A 17575-nucleotide genomic window follows, 5' to 3' on the forward strand; every position below is an offset into this window, starting at 1 on the left:
GTGGACATGAAAATTGTTTTGGATAATATTTCATTTAGTTATCAGGATCATACAATCTTCAAAAACTGTGATTGTCAATTTTTGCCTGGAAAAATTAATTATTTAATTGGGTATAACGGTTCCGGAAAGAGCACGTTGTTTGACCTGATCAGTGGTGTTCAAAAAGTTGATAATGGAACAATTGTGTCATCGATAAAGACTAACGAAATTGTTTATCAAACGCAAAATCCAATCTTCTTTGGTTCCTTAAATGGTAATGATTTAAAGCAATTTATTTTTGGGATTGCTACTGGCTATCAAAAGATTGAAGTTAATCAATTAAGCCCGCACTTTAAAAAGTTATATTCTGGTTTAATGAATCGTAAATTAGGATCTATGTCTGTGGGAGAAAAGCGCTGGTTGTTAATCTTTTTGGAAAGTTTTTTACAAAAGAATGTTTTTCTACTTGATGAACCTACAAGCGGCGTGGATCCAGTAGCTAATAGACAAATCAACGATCAACTTTTAACTTTAGCTCAAGATCCTCAGAAATTAGTAATTGTTACTACGCATGATTTGCAACACTTGGTAGAAGCTGATTGTTATATTCATCTGCTGAGTCATCAAAAAATTCGAACTTTTAATAGCTTTGAAGAGTTTATAGCCGTCGCACAAAACTCTGATCCTGAAGAAGCTTTTGCTGTCTTAACAGGTAATGAGTAGTAATTAATTAATTTTCGTATCATTGTTAAGTCTTCATCATAGTTAGGAACTTACTGATTATGATGAAGACTTTTTTAGTGATAAAATAATTGATTTTGCTGCAGTTAAAGCTCAAAATCTTTATAATAAACAAGTGAATTTTTTTACAATGGCCAAAAGGAGACGGCGATGACATTATTTTTTAAAAATATTGAACGACAAAGTGCAACTTTAAGTACCGCAGAACGGCAAGTGTTTGATTATTTGAAACGCGCAGCACCTGAATTTTTAAAGCAGGATATTGCCCAAATTGCGCGGCAAACTTATGTGTCGACAGCAACAGTTAGTCGGACGATCAAAAAATTAGGTTATCAAAATTTAACGGAATTTAAGTTTTATTTGCGTAAAGCGTTGGAAGGCGAGCAAGCAGAGCAAATCACCAAAAGGGATTTTTTAAAGCATTCGGGTGCAATTCCTCTGATTGGGCGCGAAGACTTAGATTTATTACAGTTAAAGCGGGTGACGCAATTAATTAATCAAGCGCACCATATTGAATTTTTAGGATTGGGACCGTCTTATACGGTGGCAGTGGATGGTGCGCGGCGCTTAATGTTTGCAGGTAAAAATTCTTCGAGTCGTTCCGAATGGGATGAGATTGATCGGGTGGTCTCCACGATTGATCCCAGTGATTTGGTATTTTTGATCTCTTGTTCCGGAGAAACCGCGGTGATGGGGCGTTGTGCGGGAATTTTACAGCAACGGTTGGTTAATACGGTTGGCATTATTGGCAATGTTCAGAGTTCTTTGGCGGGGAAAGTCACTGAAGCTTTTGAGCTGCCAGTTCCGAACATTTATTATCAAGATTTGGATTTGTCGACGCGCATTCCACTTTTACGGTTAGTGGAGTTAATTATTGACGAGTATATTTACCAATATTGTTTGTAGTTACCAGTTTTACTAGGTCGTTCGTTTTTTATTGTTAAAATTGTAACCATTTACAAAAAGTGTAAATTCCGACATTATCCTTGAAAGGGCTATTTTCGCCAGTAAATTTGTTTTATTCTGTAATCGTATTCAAAAAAAGAGAAGGAGTAACGAGATGTCGGAACAAGAAGAACCAAAGAAAAAAGTTACTGCTTGGGAGTTTTTCCAAGGTTTAGGTAAAACTTTCATGTTACCAGTTTCGTTATTGGCATTTATGGGCTTGTTATTAGGAATTGGGAGTGCCTTTTCCAGCCCGAGTATGCTTAAATTATTACCATTTTTAAAGATCACACCAATTCACTTGATCTTTCAGTTTATGTCGACAATTGGTGGTTTTGCCTTTACTTATTTACCAATTATGTTTGCGATGGCGATTCCTTTAGGTTTAGCCCGTGAAGAAAAAGGCATCGCTGCTTTTGCAGGATTTGTGGGCTATTTTGTGATGAATATGTCCATTAACTTTTATTTAAAAGTTACCCATCAACTAGTTCCCGTCAGCAAAATGCAAGCTGCTGGTCAATCGAACACCTTTGGGATTCAAACTATTGAAATGGGTGTTTTAGGTGGAATTATTGTCGGTTTAATTGTGTATGTTATTCATATTCATTTTTATCAAACGCAGTTACCAGATTCGTTTGCATTCTTTAGTGGCACGCGTTTTGTACCGATTATGACAGCCTTGGTTATGGCCTTAGTGGGCTTAGTAATTCCTATGATTTGGCCGATCTTTTCAACAGCTATTAACAGCTTAGGCTGGCTGATTCAAAAAGCCGGTGTCTTTGGACCATTTATCTACGGTACTTGTTTACGGTTATTGATTCCACTAGGTTTGCATCATATTTTGTTAGCGATGATTCGTTTTACGCAAGCTGGTGGGACCGCAGTGGTGGCCGGTCATCACGTTGTCGGAGCGTTAAATATCTTTTATCAGGAATTGCAACACGGCTTGCCGATTAGCCACCATGCGACCGCCTTCTTATCGCAAGGTTATATGCCTACGATGATGTTTGCTTTACCAGCAGTCGCATTAGCGATTTATAAAACGTCCTTCCCTGAAAATCGGAAGAAAGTTAAAGGCTTGTTGATTTCGGGAGTGATTGCTTCGTTTGTAACGGGAATTACGGAACCAATTGAGTTCTTATTCTTATTTATTTCACCAGCTTTGTATATTTTCCATAGTATTATGTCTGGTTTAGGTTATATGGTGATGGCCTTATTAAATGTTGGGATTGGCAATACTGATGGTGGTATTTTAGATTGGTTGATCTTTGGTGTCTTGCAAGGACCCGCTACTCGTTGGTGGATTGTCCCAATTGTCGGAGTGGTTTGGTTTGCCATTTACTACTTTGTTTTCAAATGGGCCATTGAAAAGTATAACTTAAAGACTCCTGGTCGTGAAAAGCACGCTAGTGCAACAGATACAGAGGATTCAGGTGAGCAATTCGATGTGCCACAAATTTTGGCAGGTGTTGGTGGTGCCGCTAATATTGTGAACGTCGATAACTGCGTGACCCGCTTACGTTTGATTGTTCAGGATACGGATTTAGTGAATGAAGAACAATTGAAAGCAGCTGGCGCGTTAGGAGTTATGATTTTAGATAAACAAAATGTGCAAGTGATTATTGGCACCCAAATTGCCACAGTGCGTAAACAATTTGACGCGGTATTAAAAGAGCAATCAATCGGTAAAGGAGAAACTACACAAGCTGATGGAGTATAACTTTGATGAAATTATTGATCGTCATGATGAAAAATGTCGCAAGTGGGATCGGACGATTATTGAACACGAATTTGGTCCTATTCCGGACGATTTTATTCCCATGTGGATTGCTGATATGGACTTTCGTTCCCCCCAAGGAATTTTAGATGCTTTCATGAAAGCTAGTCAGCGGGGAACCTTTGGTTATACGTACACGTATCCGGAATTTTATCAAACCGTAGTACAATGGCAACAACAGCAACACCAAGTCTTTGTCGATCCAGCCTGGATTACGTTAGGCTATGGTAGTGTGGCGACGATGTATAATTTAGTGCAACAATTTTGTGACGCCCAACATGGTGTGATGACTTTGACACCCACTTACGGTCCTTTTGGCCGCTGCGCTCGCGATAATCACGTGCCGGTTGGAATGAGTCCGTTAATTTTAAAAAATAATCGCTATGAAATTGCTTGGGATGACTTAGAGCACCAATTACAGGTTCAACAACCACATTTATTATTTTTCTGTAATCCGCATAATCCTTCCGGACGGATCTGGTCGCCACAAGAAATTGAACGCGTGGCCCAACTGTGCTTGGATCATCAAGTAATTATGGTTAGCGATGAAGTTCATAGTGAACACATTTTAAATAATGGTCACCACACTTCAGCGTTGAGTTTGCCGGATAAGTATTTACAAAATTTAATCTTTTTGACTTCACCAAATAAAGTCTTTAATCTCGGTGGCTTAAAAACATCATATTCAATTATTCTTAATCCACAATTACGTGCACATTTGCGCGCTAACTATCAAAAAAATTCGATTACGTCACCGAATATTTTCGGAATTACAGCTATTGTTGCCGGTTATCAAACGGGGAACGATTGGCGGCGCGCGATGGTCGATTATGTTTCACAGAATTATGAATTAGCCCAACAAATGTTAACAGATCAGCGGCTACAATTGATTCCTATGGAATCATCATATCTCTTGTGGGTCAAAGTTAGCGATTTGGGAATTAGTGGTGCAGAGTTTACGCAAGAGTTGGCTACGCAACAAGGCGTTATCTTAGAAGCGGGGACGGACTTTGTCGGTGACGGTCAAGACTTTACACGGATTAATTTAGCAATGCCGCGCTCTCAAATCAAAACGGCTTTATCGCGGATTAAGCAATTTATCGACGGGAGGTTTTAAGATGTTTGGCTTGAAAAAGAAAAAAAGAGTAGCAGATGAAATAGTCGCACCGGCCAATGGGCAATTAATTACTTTAGCTGCTTTGAAGGACGGAGTCTTCTCAAGTGGCATGATGGGGCAAGGTTATGCAGTGATTCCTAGCGACGGTCAAGTAGTCGCGCCCGTTAATGGTACCATTGTATCCATTTTTCCTACGAAGCACGCGATTACTCTAAAGGATCAGCAAGATCATGAAGTCTTATTACATTTAGGGATTGATACGGTCGAATTAAATGGTGCCCCTTTTGAGATTAAGGTGCAAGCCGGCCAAATTGTGACAGCAGGCACAACTTTAGCACAGATGGATTTGGCCATGATTCAACAGCAGCAGAAAAATCCGAGTGTCATTGTTATCTTTACTAATTTAAAAGAAGAACAACTTCAATTGAATGACTTGCAAACAGTCAATGCAGGAGCTGTCGTGGCAACTTTGGAATAATTCTCATTAAAAAAAACTGTCAGTGAACACTTTTTACGGCGTTCACTGACAGTTTTTTATTTAAGCTATGTTTAACGTTCTGGTTCCTTGATTTTAGCTTTTTCTTCACGATACCAATTTTCCCACAATTGTGGTGTATTGAGTTGTTCCATCTCTAGTCCAGCATTCTTTAACAAGTCTTCCAACAAGGCGTTGATAATATCTGAATGTTGTTTGATTAAAACTGGAACAATATCTTTCATTCGAAAGCTGCGATCATGAGCAATAAAAGCATTTAATTCAGTGACATGATGATCGACATCATATTGAGAAATAACCTCTAAATCATCATCCTGAAAGTGATGTACGTAAAATTGTAAAAATGCAGCAACCGCTTTTTCACTATATGGCTGTGCCAAATATCTCATCCTCCTCTAATTACATACTTTAATCATGACACGAAAACTCTTGATTGTAAAATTAATTTTTTAACCGTTGTTGAAAAAAGGTGCGTAGAAAAATAATGACGCCCATTACTAACGCGATGATAATTTGTAATTGGTAAGTTCCGGTTAGTAAGTTGGGACTAAATTTAGGAACTAAATTGTTGAAAAATAAAGCGGATCCGGAAAATCCAAGACTGGTAATCGCGGAAAAACAGCCCATGACTAGGGGATAATGTTTGGCGGTGGCTAAGCCAGAGAGTAGATAAGGAACTGTCATTAAGGTAAGGGCACTGCCACTCCCAATTAAAAAGGTGGCAATGGCAATGCTAGTGGTGGTGTGCAGTCTTAGTAATAAAAAACCGCCGAGGGCGACTAGAAAGAAATTGGCCACTAAAAGATATTGTTTAAATAATTGGCGCACCCAACGAATAACAAGGCCCATCACAATAGCAGCCAAGCCATCCAACATCATAATCCGGCCCGTTAAAGCGGGTGTTCCCAAATGGAAATGTTGAATATAAACAGCATTTTTATTATAGAGCACGGCTTCTAACGCAATCATGACGCTGGCCACAATCAAATAATAGACAATTGAGCCAAACTTAGTTTGAGTAACTTGAGTGTTTTCGTCGGTGTCTGCTTTTTGATCTGGACGTTTATTAGGTACGACAAAACTAATAATAATTAAAGCAATTGCTGCTAAAAAGAAAAGATAGTAAGCGTGTAGCCAATTGTGACTCGCTAACAGCCCACTAAAGAAGACCATCACCATTGATGAACCATTTTCTAAGGCCACAACGCTGCCGAGCATGGTGGCGAGTTGCTCACCTTGGAAGGTATAAGCTTGTAAACTAGGTAAGATGGTCGTGATCCCGCCGGTTCCTAGTCCTGCTAAAAAGCCCCAAAGCAATAATTGATTGACTGATTGATGAAAAAGAAGTGGTAATAAGCCGCCCAACGTTAAAATGCTAACACTAATTAAAGCAATTTGTTTAAAAGTCCAGTGGTCTAACAATTTACCAAAGACTAAAGCGGAAATCACAGCAGCGGCATCACCAATCGTGGCGATGGACTCTACAGCCGTACTATTGGCATGTGGAAAAGCTTGTCCAATGGCCGCAATAGCGGGCGAGGTTGATGATGATAGGCGCGCAATAATTGCTAGAATGACAATGCCGAGTAGCAGTTTTCTGGTTTTGTGATTGAACATAGAATAATAACCCTCAATATTTAAACATTTTTCATTAATTTTATAATATAAATTTGTGTTTGACTAGTTTCATGAGTTGCAGTTAGTATTCGGTTTTGCTCGTGGTTGGTTATAATTGCGCTCGCAAAACAAAAGCTTGCGTCTAACTACAATTAGACTTTCAAGTTAAAAAGCAAACTTCAAAGTCTAATCTAGGTTAGTACTCAGCTTTTATTCAGTTTTGCTCGCAGCTGGTTAATAAAAATTACTGTTTAGTTTTTGAACAATAGTGCCTGCAACTTGGTTAGCTTGTTGTAAAGTATCAGGCCACGATTTTTGCTGCATTAAACCAGCTAAGAGACCGCCACAATGAGCATCACCAGCGCCGCTGGTATTTTGGATAGTTTTAATTTTTGGAGCAGGAACGCTTTGATAAGTTTGACCATCGTAAATGACGCACCCACGGGCGCCTAACGTTACGATAACGGGCTGTTGGGTGACAGCAAAAACAGTCGCTAATTGTTGCTGGAGATCGGTGGTTTGGGGCGCCAAGGTCTGTAATTCAACTTGATTAGCGTGAACCATAGTTGGTAATTGCCAGAGTTTTTGTAAAGTAACTTGTTCAATGGTGCCAATGCGTGGCGAGGTATCAAATAAAATTGGTGTGTGCGGGGCATGGGTCTGTAATTGGTGCAAAATTAGCTGGGCACAAGATGAATTTTCTAACTCATAGCCACTGAGATAGATATATTGGTAACTGGCCCAATCACAAGCCTGAAACCAATCTGCTTGCCATTGTAATTCAATCCCGGCGAAAGTTAAAAAGCTCCGTTCTCCATTAGGTTCAACTAAACATAAATCCCAGCCGTTGTCTTGGTGACCTTGCGCTAACAAAGGCTCGATGTGCCATTGCTGAAATTGCTGTTGAATAATTTGGGCAAATGGTCCTTGACCAAGCGGCACGAGTAAATCGCTGGCAATTTGTTGCTGTTGTAAAGCACTGTAAACATTGAGTGCACATCCCCCGACCGTGGTCTGAGGCGAACTAGCGCCGATATCGCTGCCGGAAGTCGGTAAACTAGATACTTGGGTCAGCAAATCCACTAAGGCAGCGCCGATAACTAAGACTTTAGGCTGCATTTTGTTTTCCTCCATGGTTGAAGATCTGTTCAATGGCGATTAAGATTAAGGCCACTAAGGCGGCCACAAAGACACCTAAGCTATTATTTTTAAAAATACCGTAAGCAAAGGGTCCCTGCCAAACAGCATTATTAGTAAATAACAATCCGCTTACAGTAGCAATTAACCACGTTAGAATATTAAACCAGCGATATTTGGGAGCAGTTTGAGTTTGAATCAACTTGAGGTCATAGCCGTGTTGGCGTTTAAACAAAAAGTCACTTAAAAAGACGGCCAACCAAGTTACTAAACAAATACCTAAGAAATTTAAGAAAAGTTCGAAGTTACTTAAGAAGCCAGCAGAAAAGAATAAAACATAAATAGCAATTCCAAAAACGAGCAAACTATGAACAATTAAGGAACTCGATTGTTTGAGATTAATGCCAAAGGTTTGCAGATTAATCCGTGCGGAGCGAAAAGAAACCATACACTGGGGCACTAAACCGCCAGCGGCAATCAAGAAGTATAAGACACCCATCCAAGTTGGTAAGACGCTGTACATTACTTGGTAAGGGTCGCTACTATTAGCCAAAGTTGGGGCACTGGTGCTTAAGAAAATCCCGCCAATCATTAACACAAACAATGGCAAAGCACCGCCAAGGGTCGTCGACCAAAAAGTTTTATGCAAATTGGTTTGCGGTTGGACGTAAGCGCCCCAATCAGCAGCAGCCATAGACCAAGAAATGCCCGAACCCGCAGCAATGATGCTGACTGCAGGCAACCAACCTTTGATCCAAGAACCATGATGCATAGACCAGGCAGTTTGCCAATTGGTTTTTAATAAGAAGAAAATAAAAATTACAAAGGTTAAAATTCCAAAAATCCAACTTAGCCACGTTTGAATTTTGGCTAATAGGTCTTCTTTTAAAAAGCCGGATAAGACAATTAAACTGGTGAAAATCAACAGACAAATCAAAATGGTGACGGGATTTTTGGGTAAGTGCAAAGTCTGCAACATGGCAACGAATAATAAAGTTCCGGTAATAATATTAACGGCGAGCCAACCGACCATGTTAATCCACGCTACGATATTAGGAATTTTATTGCCATTAATACCAAACGGTGCGCGGCTCAGTTTAAAAGTCGTGATACCATTTTTTTGCCCAATCATGGCGATAAAACCCGGGAAAATAAAGGACAAAGAACCAATTAAAGCGGCTAAGACGGCTTGAAACATTGACAAATGGTAACTAACAATAATGGCACCATAAACGAATCCCATAATACCAATGTTAGCGGCAAACCAATTATAAAATAAAGCTAGTGGTTTCAAGGTACGTTCTTTTTTTGGAATAATAATTTGTTCTTGTTTAGTCATGATTTACTCCTTATTGGCGAAACTGGTTAATTGCTTGTGCAATGCTCTGCAAATTATGCTGGGGATTTTGTTGATCAATCAGTTGAAGCCAGTTAGGAGGAATTGCCTCAACTCCTTGATAAGCGCCACAAATGGCGGTGGCCATGGCACCAATGGTATCGGTGTCGCCCCCTAAATTAGTGCAGAAGAGTGCACACTTTTGAACATCACGCCAATAATAAGCAATGGCAAACGCTGTGGGTACACTTTCCGAGAGCATTGTGCCGGTCCCCAGCACTTCATAGATTGCTTGGCGAAATTGCTGTGGTTGTTGCCGAAATTTTTGGGCCCAGTGTATGGCTAATTTAACACGCTGGTTGATGTTTGCCGCCCAAGTCGGAGCTCCTTGCTGAAACCCTAGAGCGCTAGTTTGCAACGCAAAATCAACAATTTGTTCCCAATCAGTGTAGACCATGGCCGCACTGACGGCACCAGCAATTAAGCACGCACCACTATAAGCAACATCACTCGAATGGGTAACCTGAGTAACTTGCACAACCAGTTGCACCAAATCATTTTGCTGATCAGGGGTAAATAAAGTACCAATCGGCGCAATTCGCATGGCGGCACCGTTGGTCAAAGCGGTGGCGGTCACAGAAGCTGTAGGTTGATGATGTAGCGCTAAAGTTAAGGCAGCTTTACTACTAGGTCCGAGAATATTATTTTCCCAAGCATTAACATCTTTTGCCCAGGCTAAAAGATGTTGGACTAAATTGTCCGTCTCGGGTTGCCAATTAGTTTGAATCAAAGATTCTAAAATAACTAAGGCTTGGTTAGTGTCATCGGTGTATTGCCCGCGTTGAAAATATTTGGCAATGTCGTTGTTGGCAGGACCGGCAACAAAATCACTAATTCCATTAGGGAAAGTGGCCTGGATTTGTTGTTGCGTCCAGAGTTCAGTGGGCATGCCTAGCGCATCACCGATCGCTTGACCATATAAAGTTCCTAAAATTTTATTATTGGAACGCAATGTTTTCTCCTTTATTGTTAAAAAATAACTAGCAACGTTAATCATTTTTAATGATAGTTTAAAATCGAACAAAAATAAATAGCCATTCAAGCGGACACTTGATTGACTAGGATGAAAAATAGCTATTAAAAATAAAATAATGTAATAATTATTGATGAATGTTGACTTAAGCAATTCATTTTTTTAAAATGGTCTAATCTTTGTAGTAAAATTAATCATATAATGTTGAGAAAAAGGAGTAATTAATATGAACTTTGACCAAGTTAATCAACGTAAAAATACGTATAGTATTAAGTGGGACGGTGCAAAAGATGTCTACGATAATCCCGATGTAATTCCCATGTGGATTGCAGATATGGACTTTCAATCACCCAAGGCCGTGGTTGAAGCAATTCAAAAACAAGCCGCGCAAGGAATTTATGGTTACAATGTGGAACCAAACATGACGGATATTCCCCAGGTAATTGCGCAGTGGTTGCAACAACAAAACAATTGGCAGATTGATCCAGATAATTTAGGCTATAGTGCTGGCGTAGTCAATGGATTGTCGCTGGCCATTCGCGGTTTAACTAACGAAGGTGATGCGATTATTACGCAAACGCCGTTGTACGGTCACTTTAAAATTGCAGTGGAGGAGAGCAAACGCCGATTAATCACTAATCCTTTGAAAAAGACTATGCAGGGTTATCAAATTGACTGGGCGGATTTTGAAGATAAGATCAAAGCTAACCAGGTCAAAATGGCGATTTTATGTAATCCGCATAATCCAACCGGGCGGGTCTGGACAACGGCGGAATTGAAAAATTTTGTCCAAATTTGTCAGAAGTACCACGTGATTATTTTATCTGATGATATTCATAGTGATTTGATTTTACCCGGCAATCATTATGCGCCATTGGCTACAGTTTGTCCTGAATATCAAGATCACATTATTACTTTTAAGTCACCTTCCAAAACGTTTAACTTGGCAGGTTTACAATTTGCCTATTACTACACTACAAATGAAGCTTATCAAACAGCAATGCAACAAGTAGCAGCGTATGCTTCGAATCCGGATTTACCGACAGCGTTTGCTTTGCCCGCTTTAAAAGCTGCTTATACGAACGGTCAAGACTGGTTGAGTGAGTTATTGCGTTATTTAGCAGCCAATTTACAGTTTTTGACGACGCAAATTGAAGAACAAACGCCAGCTAAGGTAACGCGCAGTCAAGCCACTTATTTATCTTGGATTGATGTCAGTTATTTAAAGGTTTCTGAACAAGAATTACAACAAGCTTTAGATCAAGGTGGCGTTGGTGTCCAAACGAACAGTGAGTTTGGTTTAACTGACGCTGATGGGCTGTTTATTCGCTTGAATTTTGCTACTTCCAGAGCCACGTTAGAACAAGGTGTGCAACGCCTGATCAAAGTTCTGCAAGCTTTGGCCAAATAGTTGCGGTTAATTAGTTAGTAATCTGAGTGCAGTACTAAAGTTTTTGGTGCTGACACTTTTCACAAATGCCCAAGACTTCCACATGAAAGGAGTCAATTTGGGCATTTTTTAGTTGCTGTAAAGCTACTTCAAAATCGGGTAAGGGAATTTCATAAGCGCGACCACAAATTTGGCAAATGAAGTGGCTATGTTCCTTGGTAGTGAAGTCACACTGGAATTTCACGCGCAAGCCATTGGTGAACATTTTAGTTTCAACGATCGCCAAGTTTTGCATTTCTTTGACATTACGATAAATGGTTTCATGACTCATTTTTGGAAAAGTTGCTCGTAAGTGTTGATCTAATTGGGCTAAGGAAATGTAGTAATTGCTGTGTTGAACTAAATATTCTAATAAGCTGCGGCGCTGCTTGGTGAGTTTGAGATGATTGTCTTGTAGAATTTGAAAAGCTAGTTGTAATGGTTCCATTGAATTACTCCTAGATAATAATTATGTTGCTCAAAATTATGTAGTGGCTTTCTCAAACGCTTTAATTATAGCATACAGCTAATAGTGAATGGTTTGTTCAAGTTGGCAATAAAAACAGCAGTTGATACCTAACGAGGTAGATAACTAAAGGCAGAGTGGCACTTTAGAAAAGCACATTGCTAGGATTGAACTGCTGAATGAATTTGGTCGCAAATTGGTTTACAAAGAATTGGTTAAAGACCAGGTGATCTTGCCACTGTAGGTGCCAGGATTAGTACCTTTGACTGCATTGAGTTGCCATCTTCCTTCATTAACTAGACTAGTTAAATCAGTTAAATGATCATAATAGCCATGTAAGTCACTATTAGATCCTGAGCTTGGTCCAATGGTTGTGACAGTAGTGCCGCTATTAAGCACGGGTGAATATTGATAGAACAAGATAGAATTTTGGTCGGAATTAATACTGGAGTTATCAGTACTATTTATGAGCCGATTAGCACCAGTATTGTCGTAAGCGACTCGCAATGCGATGCCATTATCAGTACTCTTTTGAAAATAACTGTTCACCAATAACTTACCACTAGTGGATTTATTGGGCATCAATTTGCCAGAAGTTAATACTGTGCCAAAATCCAGGTTTAAAGGAACCTTAGTGAAATAGGCAAAATTTTGGCGTGTAACGGTCACCGTTTGCGGATCAGATGGAATTTGATGTCCGGATGCTAAAGTGCCGGAAACATCTGCCGTATGTTGAACGGATTGGTAACTACTACTGTGCGTACCATCAGGAGAGTTACCAGAGATACCAGTAATTGTTAGGCGCAAGTGATCGCCAGCTTTAAACGGTTCACCATTGCGTTTAGTCACGGTGACTTTGGTGGGCCAATTCGCCGTTGTATGATCAGTTTGAAAAGTTGTTTTTAAATTATCGGAATTGCCGTCAACATCTGCCAACGCATAATTATCAAATGTTAAACCCGAACTACACCTAGTAGTAAAAGTTAATGTCGAAACAGTATCGGTACTATCTGACGAAATTGCATAATCCATATAAAAATCAATTTGATCACCAGGAATGTAATAATTAGGTGGTAAAGTTCGATTAAGTTTTTGGGCAGTTCGGTCTAAAGCGCTGTGTGTTAAAGTTGCAGAAAATTTACTATTAATAACTGGAATGGTCAAAGCTGTTCCTTGACAAGTTGAGCTAGGCTGTTGATCAACTTTTTGATCGATAATGGTTGTCTGAGGGCTCATAGTCAGTGTTTTACCATTAGCGGAATCATTGATTGTTCCTGTAAAAGTGACGGTTGCTATTTGATTATACGCTATCTTCAAAGCATCATTGGCCCCGAATTTCACACTATTAGTAGCAGGATTGTAACTTACTGCTTTAGTTCTGCCATCAGGATTAGTTAGTTGAAAACTTCCTGAAGTCACATCAATACCAGTGGGAACAATATTGGTGATATTGGTTACCTGATATTCACTACCATTACCACTATTACCGAGAGTAACGGTAAATTTTAATTGATTTTGCGTATAATTGTTGCCATCATTTATGGTTTGATTCACCCAGGTTTCTTGTAAAAAGGGTTTTGAAGGAAAATCTTGGGCTACTGTTAAGTTAATTGCTGAACCATAACAATAACTGCTGGGATTATCATCAACTTGCTGTTCGACAATTAACATATTAGGCGTAGTAGACAGTGTTTGCCCATCAGTGGAATTAGCAATTTTGCCAGTGAAAGTTAGTGTGGCAGTTTGATTATACTTCAGATCAATGGCATCACTACTATTTAATACAATACCGCGATTGGCAGCATTGTAACTCACGGTTTTCTTACTGCCGTTAGGCGTGGTTAGTTGGAAACTTCCTGAGTCTACATCAATTCCTGTGGGAACAATATTAGCGATATTGGTAGTTTTGTATTCACTATTGCTCCCTTTATTACCGAGAGTAACGGTAAAGTTAATTTGGTTCTGCGGATAATTTTTGCCATCAGTGCGTGTTTGATTGCTCCAAAGTTCTTGTAAAGATGGAGTTGAATAAATACTTCTCGCAACGGGAATGGTAATTGCATCTGTGGAGAAGTTGTGACTGGTATGGTCACTTAATTGTTGTTCCATATAGTTAGCTTGCGGAGTGGTGGTTAAAGTTGTTCCATTAGCTGAATTAGCAATGGTACCCGTGAATGTTAGCGTCGCAGTTTGATTGTCTTTTAAGTCAATTGCATCAGCAGTGCTTAATACAACGCCATGATTGGCAGCATTATAACTAACAGCTTTGCTACTGCCATTAACACTGAGACGTAAAGAAGATGAATCAACGTTAATACCGGTGGGGACTAAATTAGTTAAATTAGTCGTTTTATATTCACTGTTTTGCCCATCATTACCCAATTGCACGGTAAATTTGATTTGATCATTCGGATTATTTTTACCGGTACTGCGTGTTTGATTACTCCAACTTTCCTTTAGCCAAGGCTTCGAGTAGGAGCTAGCATTAATACCCAGTTCGACAGCGTAGTGCTTAGTTTGACCCACAGGTAGGTTGGATTGATTAGGCCACAGCAAAGCATAGGCCGAATCGGGATATAAGTACTTAGTAGTATAGCTGATCGGAAGCAAGTTGACGCCAGCACCATAATGAGCTGTTTCTTGTCCAGTTGCGTTAGCAAAAGTAGACCCCTTAAAAAGGCGAGTATTAACAGGAGCACCTGTTTCATAATCATTTTTAGAACTAGTTCCAGAGGCATTCACCGTTAAATAATCTTGAAAGTATTCTGCGATCCAACGATTGGGACCATCTTTAATATCAGTGTTGATATTTAAACGATGATAGGGAGATTTGATATACATACCACGATTATTACCTAAGGCATAAATGGGTACGTGATCATTATCATAAGCATTATTATTATTTGAAGAGCTTTCTAATTCGGTATCTTCTTCGTTAGCAACCGTATAACTTTGGGGAGCTGTTGAAATATTTTTGACGTAAAATTCTTGTGCGACGTTACCATTAGAATAACGCGATGGCCGTAAAACTTCTTCAACCTCTAAATTATTGGAATTCAAATAACCCATGATTTTAACAGCTTGGACAGTACCTTGCGCATTTTTGGAAATAAAATAAGTAGCATTTTTCATTGCATAAATAGATCCAGATGGACAATACGAAGAGTTACTATCTAGGACGGTATAGTCTAAACTTGAGCTTGGTCCTATGTCACCACTACCATAGAAGGCTTGAATTTTGCTAGAACCATCTTGTAAAAAAATATTAGCTTCGCGATAATAAGCATTTAGGTTATAAAAGCTCGTATCACTCCAATCACCAAAGGTAAAGCCCATGTTGACGGATTTTCCTTGACTAATAATGGGTGTTGTTTGACCAAGATATCGGTTTTTGTAAGAAGTCAGCCAAGATAAACCATCATTAATGTCGGTAGCTTGGGGGGTATTATCTTGAGTACTTACCTGAATAGCTGGTGCTTGAAAGGCTTGAGCGTTCGGCAAAGTAACCGGTCCTACTATTTTCGTTAAGGATTGAGGACCACTAGTTGGATTGACTTGCGCCTTGACGATAGTTATTTGGATGTTACTTACTACTTCGCCAAAAAGTAGCAGCACAATTATTTTAAATACTTTTAAAAGAAAGTTTTTGCGAATATTCATGATTGGCAGCACCCTTTTACTAATTAAAAACGATTTTTAACAAAATGATATTTAATTATTTTTGGTAACATTATTTTAAATAACTAAAAACTTATTTTAAAATTAGGGCAAAATTTCACAAGGGTATTTTAACATCTTTCTCAGAAAATACCAATTTAAATTTAGTTAGATTCATTGAGGTCTGATTTGTTACATAATTAGGAAGAAGTTAGAGCTTAGTGATTGGTTAGACGACTAAAATAAAGTATGATACAATCTAAAAAGTAATTATTACTATTTAGCTAATACTAATTTATGTAGTGGAGGAATTACTTTGATGAAGGTTCAACAGCGGCGATGGTTGTGGCTGATTTTAGTTTTGACTTTGTTCATCGTTACTGGTTGTCAAAAGCCAGATTCACAGCCGCAAGCGACACAGCAAAAACTGCAGATTGTTACTTCTACGCCGACTTATGCTCAGTTAGCTCGACAAATTGCTGGTTCCCATGCCAAGGTTCAATCGTTAATTACTAATCCCAATGCTGATCCGCACGATTTTGAACCGACAACGCAGGATGCTAAAACTGCCAGTCAAGCAAACATTGCCGTGTATAATGGCTTAGGCTATGACAGTTGGATGGATAAATTATTGGTAGATAACCAGCAAGTGCAAGCCATTAATGTGGGGCAAGTGATGCACAAGTCGCTCGGAGCTAATCCGCACATTTGGTATGACCCGCAGGCTTTAGCACAAACGTCCGTGGTATTAACCAAAAAGTTGAGTCACCAATTACCACAATATCGGCATAATTTTGAGCGCAATCAAACCCGCTATTTAAAAACCTTAGCACCTCTACAAACCCAGTTACACCAAATTAAAGCACAACGCACTAAAAAGTTAGTGGCGGTCAGTGAACCCGTCTTTAATTACTCGTTACACCAAATGGGATATCAAGTAGCTAATAAACAGTTTGCTAAAGCCATTGAAGAAGGTTCTGATCCGACTCCTCAAGCTGTGCAAGAGTTACAGCGGTTAATTACCGAACACAAAATTGCTTTTTTTGTTGTTAATCAACAAACAACCAATACGGTGGTTGATAATTTAGTTCAATTAGCGCAGAAACATCATGTTCCGATTGTCAAAGTAACTGAAACTCAGCCAGCGCATTTAACTTACCAAGAGTGGATGCAGCGGCAATATCGTCAAGTTCAAAAAATTGAGGCGCAAGCACATGAATAAAGTTTTGATTCAAGCAGATCAACTAAGTGTTCAGTTTGAACAAAAAATTGTTTTTCAAAATCTATCTTTTGCGATTACGCAAGGAGATTTTTTTTGTATTACTGGTCCGAATGGTTCGGGCAAAACCACCTTATTACGCGTGATTTTAAAACAATTATTGCCAACTAAAGGACAGTTAATTGAACGTATTAGTTTAAACCAAATTGGTTATGTTCCGCAATTTCGTAATTTGGATGAAGATTACCCTTTAGCAGCTAAGGATTTTGTTACCCTAAAGCTCAGTCATTCTTTGCGTCCGTGGTTGACGACTCAAGAAAAGAGCCAAGTGCAGACTGCTTTAACACGGGTGCATTTACTGAAAAAGCAAACATTACGGATGGGGCAAATGTCCGGTGGTGAGAAGCAACGCGCTTATTTAGCTCAAGCAATTGTGGATCAACCGCAATTACTAATTCTGGATGAACCCACGGCGAGTTTAGATCAACAAGCTAAGTTTGAAGTAATGGATGTAGTTGAAGAGTTGAATCACCAAGGCACGACCGTTATCTTTATTACTCATGATCCGGAATTACTACAGCATTACGGTCAAGCTAAACGCTTAGAATTACAAGGACGTGATTAGA

15 protein-coding genes are annotated in these 17575 nt (G+C 39.3%); 8 read left to right on the forward strand and 7 right to left on the reverse strand.

Translation table 11 applies throughout. From position 1 onward, the window contains the following. Nucleotides 1–6 precede the first annotated feature (6 nt). From AC3B6D_RS05260 to AC3B6D_RS05280, 5 genes are all read left to right on the forward strand, one after another. The gene (locus AC3B6D_RS05260; protein ID WP_489775092.1) at nucleotides 7–702 is read left to right on the forward strand and encodes an ATP-binding cassette domain-containing protein; all 696 of its coding nucleotides are present in this window, start codon (nucleotides 7–9) and stop codon (nucleotides 700–702) included. 168 nt (nucleotides 703–870) lie between these two features. Continuing rightward, nucleotides 871–1626: a MurR/RpiR family transcriptional regulator gene (locus AC3B6D_RS05265; protein ID WP_489756709.1), complete on the forward strand. Its 756-nt coding sequence runs from the start codon at nucleotides 871–873 to the stop codon at nucleotides 1624–1626. Nucleotides 1627–1780: 154 nt separating this feature from the next. Then, a complete protein-coding gene (gene malX, locus AC3B6D_RS05270; protein ID WP_489756708.1) occupies nucleotides 1781–3385 on the forward strand; it encodes a maltose/glucose-specific PTS transporter subunit IIBC in 1605 nt (534 codons plus the stop codon). Next, on the forward strand, nucleotides 3375–4559 hold the full coding sequence (locus AC3B6D_RS05275) for a MalY/PatB family protein (RefSeq protein ID WP_489775093.1): 1185 nt from the start codon (nucleotides 3375–3377) through the stop codon (nucleotides 4557–4559). Before malX ends, AC3B6D_RS05275 begins: the two co-directional genes overlap by 11 nt. Before the next feature lies 1 nt (nucleotide 4560). Further along, nucleotides 4561–5037 (forward strand): PTS sugar transporter subunit IIA, encoded by a 477-nt coding sequence (locus AC3B6D_RS05280; protein ID WP_489775094.1) that lies wholly within the window; start codon nucleotides 4561–4563, stop codon nucleotides 5035–5037. A gap of 71 nt (nucleotides 5038–5108) precedes the next feature. Here AC3B6D_RS05280 and AC3B6D_RS05285 read toward each other — a convergent pair whose 3' ends face one another. From AC3B6D_RS05285 to AC3B6D_RS05305, 5 genes are all read right to left on the reverse strand, one after another. Further along, nucleotides 5109–5435 (reverse strand): hypothetical protein, encoded by a 327-nt coding sequence (locus tag AC3B6D_RS05285; RefSeq protein WP_489756705.1) that lies wholly within the window; start codon nucleotides 5433–5435, stop codon nucleotides 5109–5111. Nucleotides 5436–5496: 61 nt separating this feature from the next. After that, a complete protein-coding gene (locus tag AC3B6D_RS05290; RefSeq protein ID WP_489775095.1) occupies nucleotides 5497–6672 on the reverse strand; it encodes an MFS transporter in 1176 nt (391 codons plus the stop codon). A gap of 234 nt (nucleotides 6673–6906) precedes the next feature. Beyond that, nucleotides 6907–7791, reverse strand: coding sequence for a PfkB family carbohydrate kinase (locus AC3B6D_RS05295; RefSeq protein WP_489775096.1), 885 nt, complete (start codon nucleotides 7789–7791; stop codon nucleotides 6907–6909). After that, on the reverse strand, nucleotides 7781–9148 hold the full coding sequence (locus AC3B6D_RS05300) for a purine-cytosine permease family protein (RefSeq protein ID WP_489775097.1): 1368 nt from the start codon (nucleotides 9146–9148) through the stop codon (nucleotides 7781–7783). The genes AC3B6D_RS05295 and AC3B6D_RS05300 overlap by 11 nt, the downstream gene beginning before the upstream one ends. 10 nt (nucleotides 9149–9158) lie before the next feature. After that, nucleotides 9159–10157, reverse strand: a complete 999-nt coding sequence (locus tag AC3B6D_RS05305) for an ADP-ribosylglycohydrolase family protein (protein ID WP_489769471.1) — start codon at nucleotides 10155–10157, stop codon at nucleotides 9159–9161. A 247-nt stretch (nucleotides 10158–10404) separates the two neighbouring features. On the opposite strand from AC3B6D_RS05305, the gene AC3B6D_RS05310 reads away from it, so the two are divergent. Continuing rightward, a complete protein-coding gene (locus AC3B6D_RS05310) occupies nucleotides 10405–11589 on the forward strand; it encodes a MalY/PatB family protein (protein ID WP_489756701.1) in 1185 nt (394 codons plus the stop codon). Nucleotides 11590–11623: 34 nt separating this feature from the next. Here AC3B6D_RS05310 and AC3B6D_RS05315 read toward each other — a convergent pair whose 3' ends face one another. After that, a complete protein-coding gene (locus AC3B6D_RS05315) occupies nucleotides 11624–12055 on the reverse strand; it encodes a Fur family transcriptional regulator (protein ID WP_489756700.1) in 432 nt (143 codons plus the stop codon). A 219-nt stretch (nucleotides 12056–12274) separates the two neighbouring features. Beyond that, nucleotides 12275–15733 (reverse strand): hypothetical protein, encoded by a 3459-nt coding sequence (locus AC3B6D_RS05320; RefSeq protein WP_489775098.1) that lies wholly within the window; start codon nucleotides 15731–15733, stop codon nucleotides 12275–12277. Nucleotides 15734–16049: 316 nt separating this feature from the next. On the opposite strand from AC3B6D_RS05320, the gene AC3B6D_RS05325 reads away from it, so the two are divergent. After that, complete coding sequence (locus AC3B6D_RS05325; RefSeq protein ID WP_489775099.1) at nucleotides 16050–16952, forward strand: metal ABC transporter solute-binding protein, Zn/Mn family; 903 nt, start codon at nucleotides 16050–16052, stop codon at nucleotides 16950–16952. After that, nucleotides 16945–17574 (forward strand): metal ABC transporter ATP-binding protein, encoded by a 630-nt coding sequence (locus AC3B6D_RS05330; RefSeq protein WP_489775100.1) that lies wholly within the window; start codon nucleotides 16945–16947, stop codon nucleotides 17572–17574. Before AC3B6D_RS05325 ends, AC3B6D_RS05330 begins: the two co-directional genes overlap by 8 nt. Nucleotide 17575: the final 1 nt, after the last annotated feature.

It is taken from the genome of Bombilactobacillus sp. ESL1097 (assembly GCF_058107205.1).

Coding starts and splice junctions, on each gene's coding strand:
- AC3B6D_RS05260 (WP_489775092.1), top strand. CDS start 7: ATGAAAATTGTTTTGGATAATATTTCATTTAGTTATCAGGATCATACA.
- AC3B6D_RS05265 (WP_489756709.1), top strand. CDS start 871: ATGACATTATTTTTTAAAAATATTGAACGACAAAGTGCAACTTTAAGT.
- malX (WP_489756708.1), top strand. CDS start 1,781: ATGTCGGAACAAGAAGAACCAAAGAAAAAAGTTACTGCTTGGGAGTTT.
- AC3B6D_RS05275 (WP_489775093.1), top strand. CDS start 3,375: ATGGAGTATAACTTTGATGAAATTATTGATCGTCATGATGAAAAATGT.
- AC3B6D_RS05280 (WP_489775094.1), top strand. CDS start 4,561: ATGTTTGGCTTGAAAAAGAAAAAAAGAGTAGCAGATGAAATAGTCGCA.
- AC3B6D_RS05290 (WP_489775095.1), bottom strand. CDS start 6,672: ATGTTCAATCACAAAACCAGAAAACTGCTACTCGGCATTGTCATTCTA.
- AC3B6D_RS05295 (WP_489775096.1), bottom strand. CDS start 7,791: ATGCAGCCTAAAGTCTTAGTTATCGGCGCTGCCTTAGTGGATTTGCTG.
- AC3B6D_RS05300 (WP_489775097.1), bottom strand. CDS start 9,148: ATGACTAAACAAGAACAAATTATTATTCCAAAAAAAGAACGTACCTTG.
- AC3B6D_RS05310 (WP_489756701.1), top strand. CDS start 10,405: ATGAACTTTGACCAAGTTAATCAACGTAAAAATACGTATAGTATTAAG.
- AC3B6D_RS05315 (WP_489756700.1), bottom strand. CDS start 12,055: ATGGAACCATTACAACTAGCTTTTCAAATTCTACAAGACAATCATCTC.
- AC3B6D_RS05320 (WP_489775098.1), bottom strand. CDS start 15,733: ATGAATATTCGCAAAAACTTTCTTTTAAAAGTATTTAAAATAATTGTG.
- AC3B6D_RS05325 (WP_489775099.1), top strand. CDS start 16,050: ATGAAGGTTCAACAGCGGCGATGGTTGTGGCTGATTTTAGTTTTGACT.
- AC3B6D_RS05330 (WP_489775100.1), top strand. CDS start 16,945: ATGAATAAAGTTTTGATTCAAGCAGATCAACTAAGTGTTCAGTTTGAA.